The organism is Arthrobacter sp. Soil736 (assembly GCF_001428005.1).
Taxonomy (GTDB): domain Bacteria; phylum Actinomycetota; class Actinomycetes; order Actinomycetales; family Micrococcaceae; genus Arthrobacter.
The window spans coordinates 42,286-59,126 of sequence record NZ_LMSB01000013.1; the positions used below are offsets into that span (position 1 = coordinate 42,286).

Here is a 16,841-nt window from a genome sequence, read left to right on the forward strand (position 1 = left end):
ACGTGCACCTGGTCCTGGTGGATTTGCGCGACTGTGAGCTGGACGGGCAGCAGGCCGAGGACCGGCTCGCGGAGATCGACATCACGGTCAACCGCAACGCCGTGCCGTTCGACCCGCGTCCGCCGATGGTCACCTCGGGGCTGCGGATCGGCACCCCGGCGCTGGCGACCCGCGGGTTCGGCGAGGCGGCCTTCGCGGAGGTCGCGGACATCATCGCCGAGGCCCTCATCGCCGACGCCGGCGCGGACCTGTCGGGCCTGCGCTCCCGGGTGGAGGCCCTCGCCGAAGCCCACCCGCTCTACCCGGCCGTAGCCCACGTCGCCGCGGCAAAAACCGCGTAGCGTGGATTAAAACAGGACGACGGCGGGCGGCGCCACAAGCTGCCGCCCGCCGTCGTACTGACCGAGTGCAAGCCGCGACCCGCGGCCAGGCAGTCATCCGGCGGGACCATCTGCCGGACCATAGTTAGACCTAGTTAGGAACCGACAATGGCTGTTGGAGTCTTCGACCTCTTCTCCATCGGAATAGGCCCATCCAGTTCGCACACGGTGGGCCCGATGCGGGCCGCCGCGGTGTTCGCCGAGGAGCTCAAGTCCTCCGGACAGTTGGCGAGCGTGGCGTCGTTGCGGGTTGATCTCTACGGCTCGCTCGCCGCCACCGGGCACGGCCACGGCACCATGACGGCCATCCTGCTCGGCCTGGAGGGCTTCCACCCCGAGCTGATCCTGCCCGAGGAAGTGGAGGAGCGGCTCGCCGCCATCGCCGAAACCGGCACCCTGCAGCTGGCCGGGTCCGTCCCGCTGCCCTACGGGGTGAAGGACATGGTCCTGCGCCCGCTGACCATCCTGCCGCGGCACACCAACGGCATGACCTTCACCGTCTCCGACGCCGGCGGCGAGGTCCTGCACAGCGCCACCTTCTTCTCTGTGGGCGGCGGCTTCATCGTCCGCGAGGGCGAAGAGGACGCGGCGCTGAAGGAACTCGACGAATCCAAGAAGGAACTGCCGCTGCCGTTCCGCACGGCAGCGGAACTCCTGGGCCGCTGCCAGTCCAAGGGCCTGTCCATCGGCGAGATCATGTTCGTCAACGAACGTGCCTCCCGGTCCGAAGAGGAAATCCGCGAGGGCCTGCTCCACATCTACTCCGTGATGGAAGGCTGCGTGGAAACCAGCCTGAAGCGTGAAGGCCTGCTGCCCGGCGGGCTGAAGGTCCGCCGTCGTGCGCCGGACTGGCACGAGCGGCTCCTCAAGGAAAGCCGGGACCATGATCCCGGCTACCGGGAGGCTACCGGGACCCGAAGTACTGGCAGGAATGGGTGAACCTGATCGCCCTGGCGGTCAACGAGGAAAACGCCTCCGGCGGCAGGGTTGTGACCGCGCCGACGAACGGCGCCGCCGGCATCATCCCCGCCGTGCTCTACTACGCGCTGCACTTCGCCCCCGGCATGGACAAGGCCAGCCAGCAGGACCGCGACGACGTCGTGGTCAAGTTCCTCCTGACGGCCGGCGCCATCGGCGTGCTCTACAAGGAACAGGCGTCCATCTCGGGCGCCGAGGTCGGCTGCCAGGGCGAGGTGGGATCGGCGTCGTCCATGGCCGCAGCGGGCCTGGCCGAGGTCATGGGCGGCACCCCGGCGCAGGTGGAAAACGCCGCGGAAATCGCGATGGAACACAACCTGGGCCTGACCTGCGATCCGATCGGCGGGCTGGTCCAGGTGCCCTGCATCGAACGGAACGCCATCGCCGCGGCCAAGGCCATCAACGCCGCCAAGATGGCGCTCTGGGGCGACGGCTCGCACCGCGTGTCCCTCGACGAGGTCATCGTGACCATGCGCGAAACCGGCAAGGACATGAGCTCCAAATACAAGGAAACCGCCATGGGCGGCCTGGCCGTGAACGTCGTGGAGTGCTGACTCCGGTAACCTGGGCTGCCGTGGCCTAATTGTGGGCGGCCGCCCACACGTTCAGGCTGGCGGCAAAGACCACCCAGGACAGGTACGGCAGCATCAACAGCCCGGCCGTCCGGCTGATCGGCCCGAAGCAGAGCACCGTAGCGGCGACTGCCAGGGCAAGGGCCACGATGATGACGAGCGCCAGCCAGAGGGCTGCGGACCCGAGCGCCGGATACAGCCCGAAGAACACGGGCGTCCAGGCCAGATTCAGGCCCAGCTGCAGGCAGTACACGGTGAGCGCTGTCCTGCGTCCGGGGGCGTCGCTCCGCCACACGAGCCAGGCGGCCACGGCCATGGCCGTATACAGCGCCGTCCACACCGAGCCGAACACCCAATTGGGCGGAGACCAGGGCGCCTTGTCCGCCGTGGCATACCAGCCGTCGACGTTGCCCACGGTGACCTGGGAACCGAGCCAAGCGACCACGGCAGAGGCAGCCAGGAACGCAAGGAGCGCTGCCGCCTGAACGGCCTTTCCGCCGCGGCCGTGGTCCTTGGGTTCCATGGTTCAACAGTTGCCACGGGAGGACGGAGAGTCAAGCCGGTGCGAACGGTCGGCCCTGTGAACTGTATGACGCCGGTGCAACCATGGACGCATGGGCAGAGGATATGATCCCGGCTTCCTGCGGGCGGCCGTTGAACTGCCCTGCCCGGACCGCCCCACCGTCCTCCTCGACTACACCCACTTCTCCGTCCGGCTCGTGCCAGCGCGCAGGCTTGCCGCGGTGGTGGGCGTCAACATCAACGGCCGTGAGCTGGTGCCGCTTGACCGGATTGGAATCTGGCATTTCGACCCCAGAGTGCCCCGGAGCGTGCAGGCCGGGCCCGAGGTCTACCGCCACAACAGCCTGGACCGCGGCCACCTGGTCCGGCGCCTCGACCCCGTGTGGGGCGATGACGCCACGGCACTGACCGCCAACCAGGACACATTCGCCTATCCCAACGCTGCCCCGCAGGCATCGGACTTCAACCAGGGCAAGGAACTGTGGCTCGGGCTGGAGGACCATGTGCTGAACCATGCCGGTCAGTACGACGCGAGGATCAGCGTCTTCACCGGGCCTGTCCTGGCCGACGACGACGTGCCGTACCGGGGAGTCCAGATACCGCGGAAATTCTGGAAAATAGCAGCCTGGACCATGGAGGGGACGCTGGCTGCCGCGGGATTCCTGCTGGACCAGTCTCCGCAGCTGGGCAAGGAGGAACTGGCGCGGGCCGTCCGGGAGCGGCTGCTGGCGGACGAGCCGCCGCCCCTTGGCCCGTTCCGCGCCTTCCAGGTCCCGGTGCCGCAGATAGCGGCGCTGACCGGAATACCGCTCACCAGGCTTGAGGAGGCCGACCGCATTTCCTCAGGTGCAGGCCCCGCAGGTCCAGGCCCGGCGGGTCCAGGCCCAAGTGACACGGAACCCGGCGGGGAAGGCAACGCGATGGTCCTCACTGACCTCAGCCAGATACGGCTGTGAGCAGCATGGCATCCATCCATCCAGCCAGCGGCAAGGCTGGGCGGATAGACTTGAGGCTGCCTCTCCGGGCACCTGCTGAAGAAACGTACGCGAAGATTGGACACGGCACACTTGCGAGAATTCACTGCCCGCTTTGCCTCCGCCGAGGAGGTCGCCAACTGGGACTCCCACGTCACCGCGAATCCGAACGGCGGAAACCTGCTTCAGTCTGAGGCCTTCGCGGACGTCAAGCAGCACTTCGGGTGGAAGACACTCCACCTCGTCTACGAAACGGCTGACTACACGAGCTATAACCTCGTGCTGGAAAAATCCTTTCCGGTGCTGGGGAAGCTCTGGTACCTCATCAAGGGGCCCGATGTTGCCGCCGTCGAAGACATTCCGGGCATCGCTGCGGCCAACGCAGACTTCGTCAAGAGGGCACGGCTGGGCGTCTTCGCCATCAAGATCGAGCCTGACATCGTGCAAAGCGACTCGGCACGGGAAGTCATCGAAAAAGCCGGGCTGGTCAAGACCCACAACCTGCAGCCCAACGACTCCACGGCCCTCCTGGATATTTCCCCGGACGAGAACCAGCTACTCCGTAATCTGCATTCGCGGGGCAGGAATGCCGTCCGGCGCGCCATCCGTGAGGGCGTCGACGTGCACAACGTGGACCCCACCGAGGAGAATTTCAGGGCCATGTATGCGCTCATGACCAACACCGTGGAGGCAAAATCCCAGGTCCGTGTCCGCGAGTATGAGTACTACCGCCAGTTCTGGACCAATTTCGTCAAGCGGGGCCAGGGACGGCTTCTGTTCGTCTACGAAAACGGCGTACCGTCAGTGGGGGCGTTCGTGATCAACTACGGGCGCAAGGGCACGTACAAGGACGGCGGATCCCTGCAGAAACGCAGGCAGTACGGCGACTCGCACCTGGTGCAGTGGACGGCGATCAACCAGCTCAAAGAGCTGGGCTGCACCGAATACGATTTCTGCGGTACCCCGCCCAGCGACAAACTCAAGGACACATCCAACCCGTTCCACGGACTGGGGCTTTTCAAGACCAGCTTCAGCAAGACGGTCACCGACTTCGTTGGCTGTTACGACCAGGTCATCAGCCCGCTGAAATACAAGGCGTGGATGGCAGCGGGCGAGCGCGTGGCCCGGCAGGTGTACACCCGGCGGACGGGACAGCAGTTCTACTAAGGTCACAGGCACGGCACGGAGGGAGGCCCGAATGACTAAACAGCCCCGCGGCGGCAATAGGCCGCACACGGAAGGGCTGCCCAAAACAGAGCCGCTCACGGCCTCCCAGGTGCACCAGAACGCGGCGGCCAAGCGCATGCTGCGCCGCCTGGTCCAGAGTGAGAGCCCGCCGACGGCGCCGCTGAGCATCGTGGACAGGCTTACCGGCAGCCCCTACGCCAACCCCATGATCCAGGTGGGCGGCATTGACGCGTCCGCGCGCAAGACCATGGACTTTGCGCTGCGCCTCGCCGAATCGATGTTCCGGTACGGCGCCGGTGCCCTCGAGGTGGAAACCAGCATTATCGCGGTCACGGCGGCGCTCGGCCTGAGCAACATCGAGGTGGACATCACCAACCAGTCGGTCGCCATCAACTATGCGCCGCAGGACCAGACGCCCATCTCGCTGCTGCGCGTCGTGCGCTCCTGGACGAACAACTACGCCGGCCTTGCCAAAGTCCACCAGCTGGTCACGGACATCGTGGCGGGCGGCGTGGGCCGGGACGAGGCCATCCGGCGGCTGGACGAGATCATCCGCAGCCCCAAGCCGTTCCCGCGCTGGATGGTCACCGTGGCGTTCGGAGTCTTCTCCGCGGTGTTCGTGGGGGTCCTCGGCGGCGGTCCGGGCGCGTCCGGCATCGCGTTCGCCTCAAACCTGCTGATCAGCCTGCTGGCCCGGCAACTGGGCCGCTGGCGCACGCCGGACTTCTTCAACACGGCGGCCTGTTCCTTTGTGGTGACGCTGATCGCGCTGCTCATGTGGCGGTTCGGCAGCCCCGTGGGGATCCAGATTGCTCCGGCCATCGTCGTGGTGGGCGGGATCCTGCTGCTGCTTCCCACCGGGCGCCTCGTCTCCTCGGTCCAGGACGCCATCAACGGCTTCCCCGTCACGGCGGCGGGCCGGTTCCTGTCCACCGTGCTGACATTCGGAGCGCTGGTCGCAGGTATTGCGGTGGCGTTCGTGGTGGGCGACATGACCGGCATGGAACCGATCAACGTCACCGAGACGTTCCCGCCCGCGTATCCGCTGTGGGCGCTGGTCATCATGGTCGCGGTGGCCGTCGTGGCCATCGGCATCACCGAGCAGACGGACTGGAAGCTGCTGCTTCCGACGGCGGCCGTGGGCGTGGTGGGCCACCTGGTCCTGATCGCGGGGGAGACGCTCGGCGTTGGCCCGCGGTTTTCCGCCGCGCTGGCCGCCGTCGTGATCGGCCTGCTGGCCCGGGTGGTGGCGCTGCGGATGGGTGCCCCGCAGCTGGTGGTCGCCGTGCCGGCGGCGCTCATTCTCCTGCCCGGACTCACCATCTTCCGCTCGATGTACGTCCTGACGATTGAGGAATCCGAAATCCTGCTCGGCGCCGGCGGGATGCTGAGTGCCGGGGCGATTGTGTTCGGCGTCGCCGGCGGGATTGTGCTCGGCGACACGCTCGCGCGGCCGCTCACCCGGAGCCTCGCGAGCAATGAACGACGGCGGGCCCGCCGCCGCTAGATCTTTCCGATCGGCAGCTTCTTCTCGGCCTGGAAGTCATCCTCGACGCGTCCCATGGCCCAGTAACCGGACAGCGACACCTGGCCGCGCTCCAGGCCGCGCTGGCGGAACAGCACCTCCCGCAGGCCCTTCATGTAGCCGCGTTCACCGTGGGCAAAGACGTCAACCCTGCCGTCGGGCCACTCGGCATCGCGGACCGCGTTGACCAGCAGGTCGCTGCCGCCGGCCGGGGCGCCGTCGCGTTTCAGCCAGACCAGCTCCAAGGCCGCCGGCGCGGCAATCGGCTGGACATCGGCGTCGGTGTCCACTTCCAGGAACGCCAGGCCCCGGGCGCCGGAAGGCAGGGACTCGATGACGGCGGCGATCGCCGGCAGGGCGGCTTCGTCTCCGGCCAGAAGATACCAGTCGGCCGCGGGGTCCGGGTTGTAGCCCCCGCCCGGTCCCGTGAAGATGAGCGAGTCGCCGGGCTGGGCGGCGGCCGCCCAGGGGCCCGCCAGGCCTTCGTCCCCGTGGATGACGAAGTCGATGGCCAGCTCGCCGGCAGCCGCGTCCACCCAGCGCACGGTGTAGGTCCGGGTGTGCGGCCACAGCTCCCGCGGCATTGATTCGCGGACGGCCCACAGGTCCAGCGGCTCGGGGTAGTCCACACCCTTCTGCGGAAAGGCGATCTTGACGTACCTGTCCACAAAGTCGTTGTTGACGTACTCCGCGAAGCCCTCTCCGCCGGCGACAATGCGCACCATGTGGGCCGAAAGCTGCTCCCGGCGCAGGACGGTCAGGTTGATCTGGGGACGGGATTTCCGCGTGGCGGACGTAGCGGCGGGAACAGAAGTCATGAAAGTAAGCCTAGGCTAAGTCCGGTGCCCGCCGTCCTCCGGCTACCTTGCGGGTTCGCTAGATTACTGCACTTGTTGGTCTAATTGGTGTGGACTTCATCGCAGCCGACCGGGGGACTGTCATGCCAACGCCAAAAAACTTCCTTGCACAGCACAGGCGGTTGCTTCAGGCGACAGGCTTTTCAGCGGTGACCGCGCTGATGGCGGCGGCCGCTTTTCTCTATCCGGGCGTCAAATCAGCCGATGTGGATCTCAACGACGGCGGCGTCTGGGTGACCAACAAGAGCGTTGGGATGACCGCACGGCTCAACTATCCGTCGAAGACCCTGGACGGCGGCGTGACGCCGCCGGGGGCGGGCTTCGACATCCTCCAGCACGAGGGCGAAGTATTGGTGGACGCCGGCTCGTCCCTGACGGCGGTGGACCCGGCAGCCATGCGGCTCGGCGAACCGGTCATGCTGCCCGGGGGCGTCACCGCCGCTGCCGGGCAGGGCGCCTACGTCTTCAGCGATCCGGGCACGGGGGAGGCCTGGCTGGCTTCGACCGACACCGTCCGGGGTTTTGACCGGCAGACCTCGGAGCCCGTGATTTCCGGGGCGCCGAACCTTCAGGCTGTGATCGGAGCGGACGGTGCCGCCTACATCGCCAACCCCGCGGCACATGAGGTCAGCCGGCTGACCGTCGAGGACGACGGATCCGCCGGGGACAAGGCAACGGCGTCCTACGCCGACTTTTCCGCCGCGAAGAGTCTTCAGCTCACGACGGTGGGAGCCGACGCGGTGCTGCTGGACCCCGATTCCGGCCGGCTTTACCTGCCCGGGGGCCGGACGGTTGACCTGCCCGGCGCCGAGGGGTCACGGCTGCAGCAGCCCGGCCCCGCAGGCAGCTTCGTCGCCATCGCCACGCCCGAGGGCCTGGTCGAACAGCCGCTGGACGGCTCCGCGGCCACCACAAAGACCTCAGGCGGGAACGGAAATCCGGTCCGCCCCGTGCAGCTGGACGGCTGTGTGCATGCGGCTTGGAACAAGAGCAACCTGTACCTTCGGGACTGCGCCGATGACGTCCACGACAAGCTGACGGATGTCCCGAACGCCAACAACAAGTCCGAGCTGGTCTTCCGGGTCAACCGCAGCGTTGTGGTGCTCAACGACACCAACGGCGGCAACGTGTGGCTCGTCCAGCAGGCGATGCAGCTGGTCAACAACTGGCAGGACCTCCAGACGCCGCCGAACCGGTCGGAGGAGGAGAAGGAAGACGCCGCCGACCAGAATCCGCTCAACCAGCTCCCGGACCGCACCAAGGCCAACCGGCCGCCCAACGCCCAGGACGACGTCTTCGGCGTCAGGCCGGGCAAGACCACGCTGCTGACTCCGCTGGACAACGACTCGGACCCGGACGGCGACCTGCTGACCCTGAATGTTCTCGGTTCGGGGCCGGGCAACGGCACGGCGCAGCCCATCTACAACGGCTCCGCCCTGCAGATCAGTGTTCCCGAGAAGGCCTCGGGAACGTCCGACTTCGGCTACCAGGTGGACGACGGCCGGGGCAAGAGCGCACAGGCCCGGATCAGGGTGGCCGTGCGGTCGGACTCGGAGAACGGTCCGCCCACCCAAAAACGAAAAACCGTCATCCTCCTCGAACAGGGAAAGTCCGTCAGCCAGAATGTGCTGACGGACTGGACAGACCCTGACGGCGACGACCTCTTCCTGAAGGCCGCAACGGCGGACAACGGCAATGACCAGGTCCAGGTGCGCCCGGACGGCCTGCTGCAGTTCCAGGACGTCGGCACCACTCTGGGCCGCAAGGAGGTCGCCCTCCGGGTCTCCGACGGCCGGACCGAGATCGAGGGCAAGATTACCGTGGAGGTGCGCCCCCGCGGGAGCCTGCCGCCGGTGGCAAACCCCGATCACCTGAGCGTTGTTGCCGGCATGGACGCGGTGGTTTCTCCACTGGAAAACGATTTTGACCCGGCCGGCGCCACGCTGCGGCTGGCCCGGGTGGAGGGTCCTCCGGCCGCCAAGGTGGCTCCCCATTTTGACTCCGGCACCTTCGTCTTCAATGCCCCGGCCGCCGGCACCTATTACGTGACCTACCAGGTGACCAACGGGCCCGCGAGCCAGCTGGGCCTTGTCAGGATCGATGTCACCAACGGCGGAACCAACGGCGCCCCGGTGGCCGTCCGGGATGTTGCACGGCTGCCGCAGGGCGGCCAGACGCTCGTGGATGCGCTGGCCAACGACATCGACCCCGCCGGCGGCGTGCTCGTCATCCAATCGGTCAACCTTCCTTCCGGATCGCCCCTGTCCGTGGCCGTTCTCGACCACAGCGTGATCAAGATCAGCGATGCGCACGGCCTGGCCGCACCGGCAACGTTCACGTACACGGTGTCGAACGGCCTGGAGAGCTCGGTCGGTGAGGTGACCGTTCAGCCGGTGCCCGCACCGGCACGGCTGCGGCCGCCCCGCGCGGTGCCGGACGAAATCACAGTGCGCGCCAACGACGTTGCCACCGTGAATGTGCTGGCCAACGACAGCCACCCGGACGGGGCAACACTGGCGCTGAAGCCGCAGCTTGCCCAGACAGTAGACACCGCCGACGGGCTGCTGGGCATTTCCGGCGACGTCCTGCGGTTCAAGGCCGGCCCGACGGCGAAGACGGTGCACGCCATCTACGTCGTCCGGGGTCCTGACGGCCAGGAGTCCTCCGCGCAGGTCACCATCCGCATCAAGGGCGGGGGCGCCGACCAGAATTCCCGGCCTGAACCGAAGAACCTCACCGCCCGCACGATCGCCGGCCGCGCCACGCGCATCCAGGTTCCGCTGGACGGCATAGACCCCGACGGCGATTCCGTGTCGCTGGTCGGCCTGGACAAGGCGCCGGCCCAGGGGACCGTCACCGTCGGCGCAACGTACCTGGAGTACACGGCGTCGGCGAAGGCCGCCGGGCAGGATGCCTTCAGCTACGTCGTGCAGGACACGTTCGGCGTCCGCAGCACAGCCACCGTGGCGGTGGGCATCGGTGCCGCAACCGCCGCCAACCAGCCGCCGGTGGCGGGTAACGATGCGGTCGCCGCCCAGCCCAACAGAAAAGTGGCCGTGGACGTGCTGCACAACGATGCGGACCCGGACGGCGACGCCCTGGCCCTCGTACGCGGCGGGGTTGAAGCGGATGCCGCGCTGAACGCGTCGATAGAAGACGGGAAGCTGCGGTTTACGACGCCGGACACGACTGCCGCCGTCGTAATCCGTTACCGGATTTCCGACGGAAGGGGAGGCCAGGCGACGGGCACCCTGAAAGTCGACGTCACGCCCTCCGCCCCGCGGAAGGCACCGATCACCAGGGACGACCGCGTGTCCTTCGCCGAAACGCTGGGCAAGTCCGCAGTGGACGTTCCCGTGCTCAAGAACGACGAAGACCCCGACGGCGTGACCTCCGACCTGAACGTCACGCTGGGCGCCGGAACCACTGACGCGGCAGTCCGCGGTAACGGCAGCGTCAACGTCACCCTGTTGCCCGGCCCCCGCATCATCCCGTACACGGTCACGGACCTGGACGGCCTGACGTCCACGGCATTCATTCACGTGCCCGGAACGTCGGAGCAGCGCCCGGCGCTGAAGAGCCCGGCCCCCTTGGAAGTGGTCAGCGGCAGGGAACTGGCCATCGACCTGAACGACGCCGTGGTGGTCCGCCAAGGCCGCAGCCCGCGTCTCACAGTTGATTCGCGCGTGTCGGCGGTGGCGGCCAACGGCAAGCCGCTCGTCAAGGACGCAGCCGCTCTGGTCTTCACGTCAGCCGACGACTACGCGGGGCCGGCGTCCCTGACCTTCGAAGTGGCCGACGGCCCCGTTGAGGCGCCGGACACGCTCACGTCCGTGCTGACCATCAGCATCAACGTGCTGCCAGATCCGAACCGGAACCACCCGCCCGCCATTTCCTCCACCCACGCCAGCGTGGTCAAGGGCGAGGAGGCGGAGGTGAAGCTGGACACCCTGGTATCGGATCCGGACGAGGCCGACAACGGCAAACTCAAGGTGACCCTGGGCGGGCAGCTTCCTGCCGGCATCAGCGCCAGCGTTGACGGGACCACCCTGAAGATCAGGGCCGCGGCGGATGCGCCGGAGCCGGGAGGCATGCTGCCACTGACTGTCACGGACCCGCGCGGACTCTCGGCACAGGGGACAGTGGAAGTGCAGCTGACGCCTTCGCTTCGTCCGCTGCCATTGGCCAACGACGACGAGGTGGCGGAGGCCAGGGCCGGCGAAAACCGACGGGTCCCGGTGCTGGCCAACGACGTCAACCCGTTTGCCGACACGCCGCTGACCGTTGTCAGTGCCGTGGTGGAAACAGGCAACGGCACCGCAACTGTCTCGGGGGACGCCGTGGACGTCCGCCCCGCGGAATCGTTCGTGGGCACCATGGTGGTGCGGTACCGGATCCAGGACAAGACACGGGATCCCCGGCGCGAGGCCGACGGGCGGATCAGGCTGACGGTCAAAGCGAAGCCGGACAAGCCAGGCACTCCCGTGGCCACCGAAGTGCGGGACAGCACCGTGGTGCTGAACTGGACGACTCCGGCTGCCAACGGCTCGGCCATCACCGGCTACAGGGTCACGGGGACCAACGGCGTTTCGCAGCTGTGCCCCGCCAACACGTGCACGATCGGATCGCTCACCAACGACGTCGAATACACGTTCAGCGTGGTTGCGGTGAACGGCATCGGTGAATCCGAGGCCTCGGAACGTTCCGCTCCGGCACGCCCGGACCAGCGCCCGGAGGTACCGCAGGCGCCGTCGCTGTCCTTCGGCGACAGGCAGCTGGCGGTCAGCTGGCCGGCTGCCAGAACCACCGGATCCGCGATCACCGACTACGAGCTCCAGCTCTCGCCGGCGCCTCCTGCGGGCTCCGCCGTGCGGTCGGCCGGTCGCGGGCTGAGCTACACCTGGACCGGACTGGCGAACGGCACGTCGTACCGGGTCCAGGTCCGGGCCAAGAACAAGGCGCCCACGCCCTCTGAGTGGAGCCCCTTCTCGGCAGCGGAGATCCCGGCCGGCGTGCCCGCCGTGCCCGGCAAGCCGAGCACCACGCTCGCGACGTCGGGGGCCAACAGCTCGGTCATCCAGGTCAGCTGGGCGGCGCCGGACGGCAACGGCGACGCCGTCACCGAGTACACCGTGGTGTCCTCCCATCCCGGCTCGCCCGACGCCTCGCAGGTTGTGTCTGGCGGCCGGACCAGCGCGGTCTTCACCGTAGGCAATTCGGATGCCGGCTACACGTTCACCGTTGCCGCGCGGAACAAGGCCGGATACTCGGCCGCCAGTGCCCCGTCGGATCCCCGGCGGGCCGTGGGGGCTCCCGGCCCCGTCAACGGACTGCGGGCGGATCCGCTGGACAACAGCGCCCAGCTCACGTTCACCCCGCCCGCCGCCATGGGCGGGGCCGCGGCCGAAGAAACCGTCTATGAGTATCGGGTGAACGGCGGCCAGGTGGCAGCGGTGCCGGCCAACAAGGTCATTACCGGCCTGGCGAACAACGGCACGTACACGATCGGCGTCCGTGCCACGAACGTGGTGGACGGACAGTCCTACCCGGGTCCCTTCACCGACGCCAATCCGGTGGCTCCCTTCGGGAAACCGTTCCAGGCCATCACGGACGGCTTTCACTACGGCAACACCCAGGTGAGGACAACCGTTGCGCCGCCGGCGGCGAACGGCAGACCCATTGCCGGCTTTGAATGGACCAGCAGGTATCCCGACGAGGGCAGGAACGGGCCGTCCGGAACCCTTCCGGCCAGCGGCGGCGAGATCTTCGCCGGCGACAAACCCGACCAGAACGTCCAGGTGTTCATCACCACCCTCGACAGCGAAGGCCATCGCAGCGACGTGCTGCAGGCCGGCGGCCGGACATACCAAAACGTCAGCTTCACGGTCAACGGCGAGTTCGGCGGCCTTTGCGCCTGGACCAGCTATCAGGCCAGCGGCGCTGACAACCAGGTGAACTGCCTCGCGGACGGCGGCGAGTGGATGGCCAACGGCCAGGTGCGGCCGATCAACTGTGCAGGCACCAACGCGGTTTACACATTCCGGGGCTCTTCGGCAAGCCAGTGGGCCGTGAAGAGCGGGTATGCCGCGGCGAAGTTCGTGCGGATGGCCGGCCAGTCACTCAGTGCCCAGCCGCTGACCTGCCAGTAGACCGGGCTACCGTGCCAGGGCCGGAAGCTCCCAGTCGACAGCGCCGGCACCCTGCTCCGCCAGCAGGGCGTTGGCGCGGCTGAACGGCCGGGAGCCGAAGAATCCCCGCGCGGCGGACAACGGGCTGGGATGGGCGCTGGCCAGCACGGGGGTGTCCCCCAGCAAAGTCCGGACGCCCTCGGCGTCCTTGCCCCACAGCATGGCCACGAGCGGCGCCGGGCTGCCGTCAGCGGAGCGACGGCCTGCGACGGCGGTCACCGCCGCCGTCGTGATGGTTTCCCAGCCCTTGCCGCGGTGGGAGCCGGCGGCGCCCTCCCGGACGCTCAGGACCCTGTTGAGCAGCAGGACACCCTGCCCTGCCCACGCGCCCAGGTCCCCGTGGACGCGCGCCGGGAGCCCGAGGTCGGCCTCGAGCTCCTTATAAATGTTGGCCAGGCTGCGCGGGATGGGACGCGTGCGGCCGTCCACCGAGAACGCCAGCCCGACGGCATGTCCCCGCGTGGGATACGGATCCTGGCCCACGATCAGCACCCGCACGTCCGCCAGCGGCTGGCGGAACGCGCGGAGGACGTTCGACGGCGACGGCAGCACCCTATGCCCTTCCGCCACCTCCCCGGCCAGGAAGGACAGCACCGACCTCAGCTCAGCCTCCACTCCGGCCAGAGCCGCGGCCCAGTCGGGAGCCACCAGCTCCTCCAGGGGCATCCCCGCCATTTCGGCAAAGCCGGCGCTCTCCGGCTCGGCCTGCTCCAGGTCAAACAACGGTTCAGGTTCAATCACCCACTTATTCTCCCCCAGCGCGGCAGGCGGGACCTCGGCGTCATGCGGCGTAAATGACAATGCTGTTATTCGTCCGTAACATGGGGGTTGGGCTTTTTACCGGATTCAGCGAAGGAGGGTGCAGTGGCAGAGCCGTTGCAGGACCATCTCGCAGGCCAGCCGGCGGCTGACGCGGCGCCGGATGCCGGATCGCAGCGCGGTTTGCTGCTGGACGATTTTCAGCTGCGCGACTCGCCGTTGGGCGGGCGGGAGCAGCAGATGCTGGCTCTGGAGCGGCAGTGGTGGAAGTACGCGGGAGCCAAGGAACAGGCCATCCGCGAGCTGTTCGACCTCTCGGCGACACACTACTATCAGATCCTTAACGCACTGATCGATACCGAGGCTGCGCTGGCCCACGACCCCATGCTCGTGAAGAGATTGCGTAGACTACGTACGTCACGCCAGCGGGCCCGCACAGCACGCCGCCTGGGATCTGACGCGTAAACGCCAGTGCCGGACCGCCGGCAAAAAATCCACCAAGGACGTCACTTCACCATGACCAACTATGCTCGGGACGAATTCGACAGGGTCCCTGAGGCCTCTGCCCGTCAGGGCGTACACCGTGCCGTGTCGGCCCCGGCCCGCGCCAGGCTCTGGCCGATTCTGACCGTGGGTATCGCGTCCCTTGCCGTCGGCGTGGTCGCGTTCCTGCTCCTGCCGCAGCTTGGATTCCAGGCCGCCGCGAGCCCGCTGTCCGCCATGACCGGCGAAGCGCCGCCCAGTTCACAGTCCGGCCCGCCGGCCAGCCCCACGGCGACGCCGTCCGCCGGGACTACGTCGCCTGGCGCCACCGCCTCCGGCACCCCGTCGGCTTCCGCCTCCGAGTCTGCCCCGGCCGAGGACTCTGCAGGCGCCGACGTCCTGGGTTCCTCCGCCGTGGACAAGTCGCAGCCGGTGTCCGTCTACAACGCGACGCTCACCCCGGGCCTTGCCGGACGGGTGGGCGCCACGGTCCAGAAGGACGGCTGGGTCTTGGGCCAGGTGTCCAACTGGCAGGGATCGCCCCAGCAGGAGTCGGTGATTTTCTACTCCGACGCAGCACATAAAGCCAACGCCGAGGCCCTCGGTGCACTCCTGAACATCACGAAGCTCGTTGAAACTGCGGACCTGCAGGCCCCGGTTGCCGTGGTGCTGGGCCCTGAATTCCAGTGACCGTTTGGGTTACGCCTCAATAACTATTGAGTCCGGTTTTCGGTGCCTGCCTGCGCCCGGACGGGCCCGTCGATAGAGTGATTCCAGACTTCAATGCGTAATTCACGGCACACACTGAAGTGGGCCTTACGGAAGCAATCTGAAAGTGTGGAGATCATGGCATTGGGAACCGTGAAATGGTTCAACGCGGAAAAGGGCTACGGCTTTATTACGGTTGACGGCTCGGGCGACGACGTCTTTGTGCACTGGTCCGCCATCCAGGGCGACGGCTACCGCGCCCTTGACGAGGGCCAGCGCGTCGAACTTGAGATCGGCGAAGGCGAAAAGGGCCCGCAGGCTGAAAACGTCCGGCCCGCCTAGTGAGCCGCCGCGCCGCCCGCAGGTCCTCCCCGGTGACTGCCCGACGCCGGACCGGAACCTTGACGTCCGCCCCGGCCGCCGTCTGGGGTGCCGCCGTCTGGGGTGCCGCCGCCGTCCTGGCGCTGACCGGGTGCTCCGGTTCTGCGGGTAACGCGAGGACGGCCTCGGTTGAGGCCAGCGGTGACGGCATCCTGCGGATCGGCCTGATCCTTGACAACACCGGCCCCCAGGCGTTCCTGAACGCCGCCCAGCTGGCCGCCGCCAAACTGGCCGTCCAGGAAATCAATGCGGCCGGCGGCCACAAGGGCCGGCCGGTGGAGCTGTTGCCGGAAAACACCGACGCCGACACCGCCGCGCAGGCGAGGGAACTCGTGAACGCCAAGGCCGACGTCGTAATCGGTCCCACCGATTCGAGCAGGGCTCCGGGCGCCATTGACGTGTTGTCCAAGGCCAAGGTCACGCTCATTTCGCCTGCGAATACTGCGGCGGAACTCAGCAAGTACAACAGCGCCGGATACTACTTCCGCACGGCCGCAGCCGACGTCGCCCAGGCAGCCGTCCTGGTGAAAATGGCCAAGGACGGCGGGGCCAAGAGCCTCGCCGTGGTGTACGAGGACAGCGGCTACGGCACGGAGGTGTCCGCGGCCGTGTCCGCTTCAGCGAAGGGTGCCGGGCTGGGTCCGGTGACGCTTTCCGCCTTCAAGCCGGGGGAGGCGCAGAAATCCGCGGCGGCCGCCCGGGAGGCTGCGCCGGACGCCGTCGTCGTCATTGCCCGCGACGGTGCGCAGGGCGCCCTGGCCGAACTCACCAACGCCGGGATGCCGGGAAGCAAGCTCATCCTGAGCGACGGCGCCTTCAAACAGTACGGCTCGGGGCTCGGTTCCAAGGCGCTGGACGGCGCACGCGCCGTCGTCCCCGGCGTCTTCCCGTCCGCGCACCTGCAGGGTGAACTCGTCGCAGTGGACGCGGACCTCAAGGACATGACCTTTGCGCCGGAAACCTACGATGCCGTCAACCTTGCCGCCGTGGCGGCCGCCGTGGCGGATGACGACGCCGGCGCTTCGATCGCTGCCAAGCTGATCTCCGTCTCGGGCGGCTCGGCAGGCCAGGGCCAAACCGCCGCCCAGCCCGCCGGGAAGCCTTCCGTCTGCAAGACGTACAAGGAATGCCTGCCTGCCATCAAGGCGGGAACCGCTGTGGACTACGACGGCGAATCAGGCCCGGTCCGGTTCGATGCGAACGGCGATGTCACCGCTGCCAACTACATGGTGTTCACCTATGGCACGGACAACAACGCCAAACTGACCGGCAGCGAGGCGGCCGGCCGGTCCGCCGGCTGATCGCTGGGAGCGAAGCGACTGGCGC

The 16,841-nt window shown here is 67.7% G+C and carries 11 protein-coding genes and 2 pseudogenes; 10 read left to right on the top strand and 3 right to left on the bottom strand.

The window, feature by feature from the left end; all coding sequences use genetic code 11:
- Together ASG92_RS29725 and ASG92_RS10290 are read left to right on the top strand one after the other, a co-directional pair.
- Nucleotides 1-341 (top strand): annotated as a pseudogene (locus tag ASG92_RS29725) (serine hydroxymethyltransferase); the annotation flags it as partial.
- A 147-nt stretch (nt 342-488) separates the two neighbouring features.
- Nucleotides 489-1,912, top strand: a pseudogene (locus ASG92_RS10290) (L-serine ammonia-lyase).
- 25 nt (nt 1,913-1,937) lie between these two features.
- On the opposite strand, the gene ASG92_RS10295 reads toward ASG92_RS10290, so the two are convergent.
- Complete coding sequence (locus ASG92_RS10295) at nt 1,938-2,453, bottom strand: TspO/MBR family protein (protein WP_056627552.1); 516 nt, start codon at nt 2,451-2,453, stop codon at nt 1,938-1,940.
- Nucleotides 2,454-2,544: 91 nt separating this feature from the next.
- Here ASG92_RS10295 and ASG92_RS10300 point away from each other — a divergent pair, with 91 nt between their 5' ends.
- The 3 genes from ASG92_RS10300 to ASG92_RS10310 all read left to right on the top strand — a co-directional run bounded on the left by ASG92_RS10300 (nt 2,545) and on the right by ASG92_RS10310 (nt 6,121).
- On the top strand, nt 2,545-3,408 hold the full coding sequence (locus tag ASG92_RS10300) for a DNA/RNA non-specific endonuclease (RefSeq protein WP_082579433.1): 864 nt from the start codon (nt 2,545-2,547) through the stop codon (nt 3,406-3,408).
- Nucleotides 3,409-3,519: 111 nt separating this feature from the next.
- Nucleotides 3,520-4,593, top strand: coding sequence for a peptidoglycan bridge formation glycyltransferase FemA/FemB family protein (locus ASG92_RS10305; protein WP_056627555.1), 1,074 nt, complete (start codon nt 3,520-3,522; stop codon nt 4,591-4,593).
- A gap of 31 nt (nt 4,594-4,624) precedes the next feature.
- Nucleotides 4,625-6,121, top strand: coding sequence for a threonine/serine exporter family protein (locus tag ASG92_RS10310; RefSeq protein WP_056627558.1), 1,497 nt, complete (start codon nt 4,625-4,627; stop codon nt 6,119-6,121).
- Here the strand turns inward: ASG92_RS10310 and ASG92_RS10315 are convergent.
- A complete protein-coding gene (locus tag ASG92_RS10315) occupies nt 6,118-6,957 on the bottom strand; it encodes a siderophore-interacting protein (RefSeq protein ID WP_056627560.1) in 840 nt (279 codons plus the stop codon). The genes ASG92_RS10310 and ASG92_RS10315 overlap by 4 nt on opposite strands.
- Before the next feature lie 188 nt (nt 6,958-7,145).
- On the opposite strand from ASG92_RS10315, the gene ASG92_RS10320 reads away from it, so the two are divergent.
- Entirely contained in the window at nt 7,146-13,145 is a 6,000-nt protein-coding gene (locus ASG92_RS10320) for an Ig-like domain-containing protein (RefSeq protein WP_056627562.1), read from the top strand.
- A gap of 6 nt (nt 13,146-13,151) precedes the next feature.
- Here the strand turns inward: ASG92_RS10320 and ASG92_RS10325 are convergent, their stop codons facing one another.
- Nucleotides 13,152-13,925 (bottom strand): uracil-DNA glycosylase, encoded by a 774-nt coding sequence (locus tag ASG92_RS10325; protein ID WP_056627565.1) that lies wholly within the window; start codon nt 13,923-13,925, stop codon nt 13,152-13,154.
- A gap of 201 nt (nt 13,926-14,126) precedes the next feature.
- Here ASG92_RS10325 and ASG92_RS10330 point away from each other — a divergent pair, with 201 nt between their 5' ends.
- The 4 genes from ASG92_RS10330 to ASG92_RS10345 all read left to right on the top strand — a co-directional run bounded on the left by ASG92_RS10330 (nt 14,127) and on the right by ASG92_RS10345 (nt 16,816).
- Complete coding sequence (locus ASG92_RS10330; RefSeq protein ID WP_056627717.1) at nt 14,127-14,408, top strand: DUF3263 domain-containing protein; 282 nt, start codon at nt 14,127-14,129, stop codon at nt 14,406-14,408.
- A gap of 51 nt (nt 14,409-14,459) precedes the next feature.
- Nucleotides 14,460-15,116: a LytR C-terminal domain-containing protein gene (locus ASG92_RS10335; protein ID WP_056627568.1), complete on the top strand. Its 657-nt coding sequence runs from the start codon at nt 14,460-14,462 to the stop codon at nt 15,114-15,116.
- Between the two features lie 156 nt (nt 15,117-15,272).
- Complete coding sequence (locus ASG92_RS10340; protein WP_157372174.1) at nt 15,273-15,476, top strand: cold-shock protein; 204 nt, start codon at nt 15,273-15,275, stop codon at nt 15,474-15,476.
- A 59-nt stretch (nt 15,477-15,535) separates the two neighbouring features.
- On the top strand, nt 15,536-16,816 hold the full coding sequence (locus tag ASG92_RS10345; RefSeq protein WP_056627573.1) for an ABC transporter substrate-binding protein: 1,281 nt from the start codon (nt 15,536-15,538) through the stop codon (nt 16,814-16,816).
- The last annotated feature ends 25 nt before the right edge of the window (nt 16,817-16,841 follow it).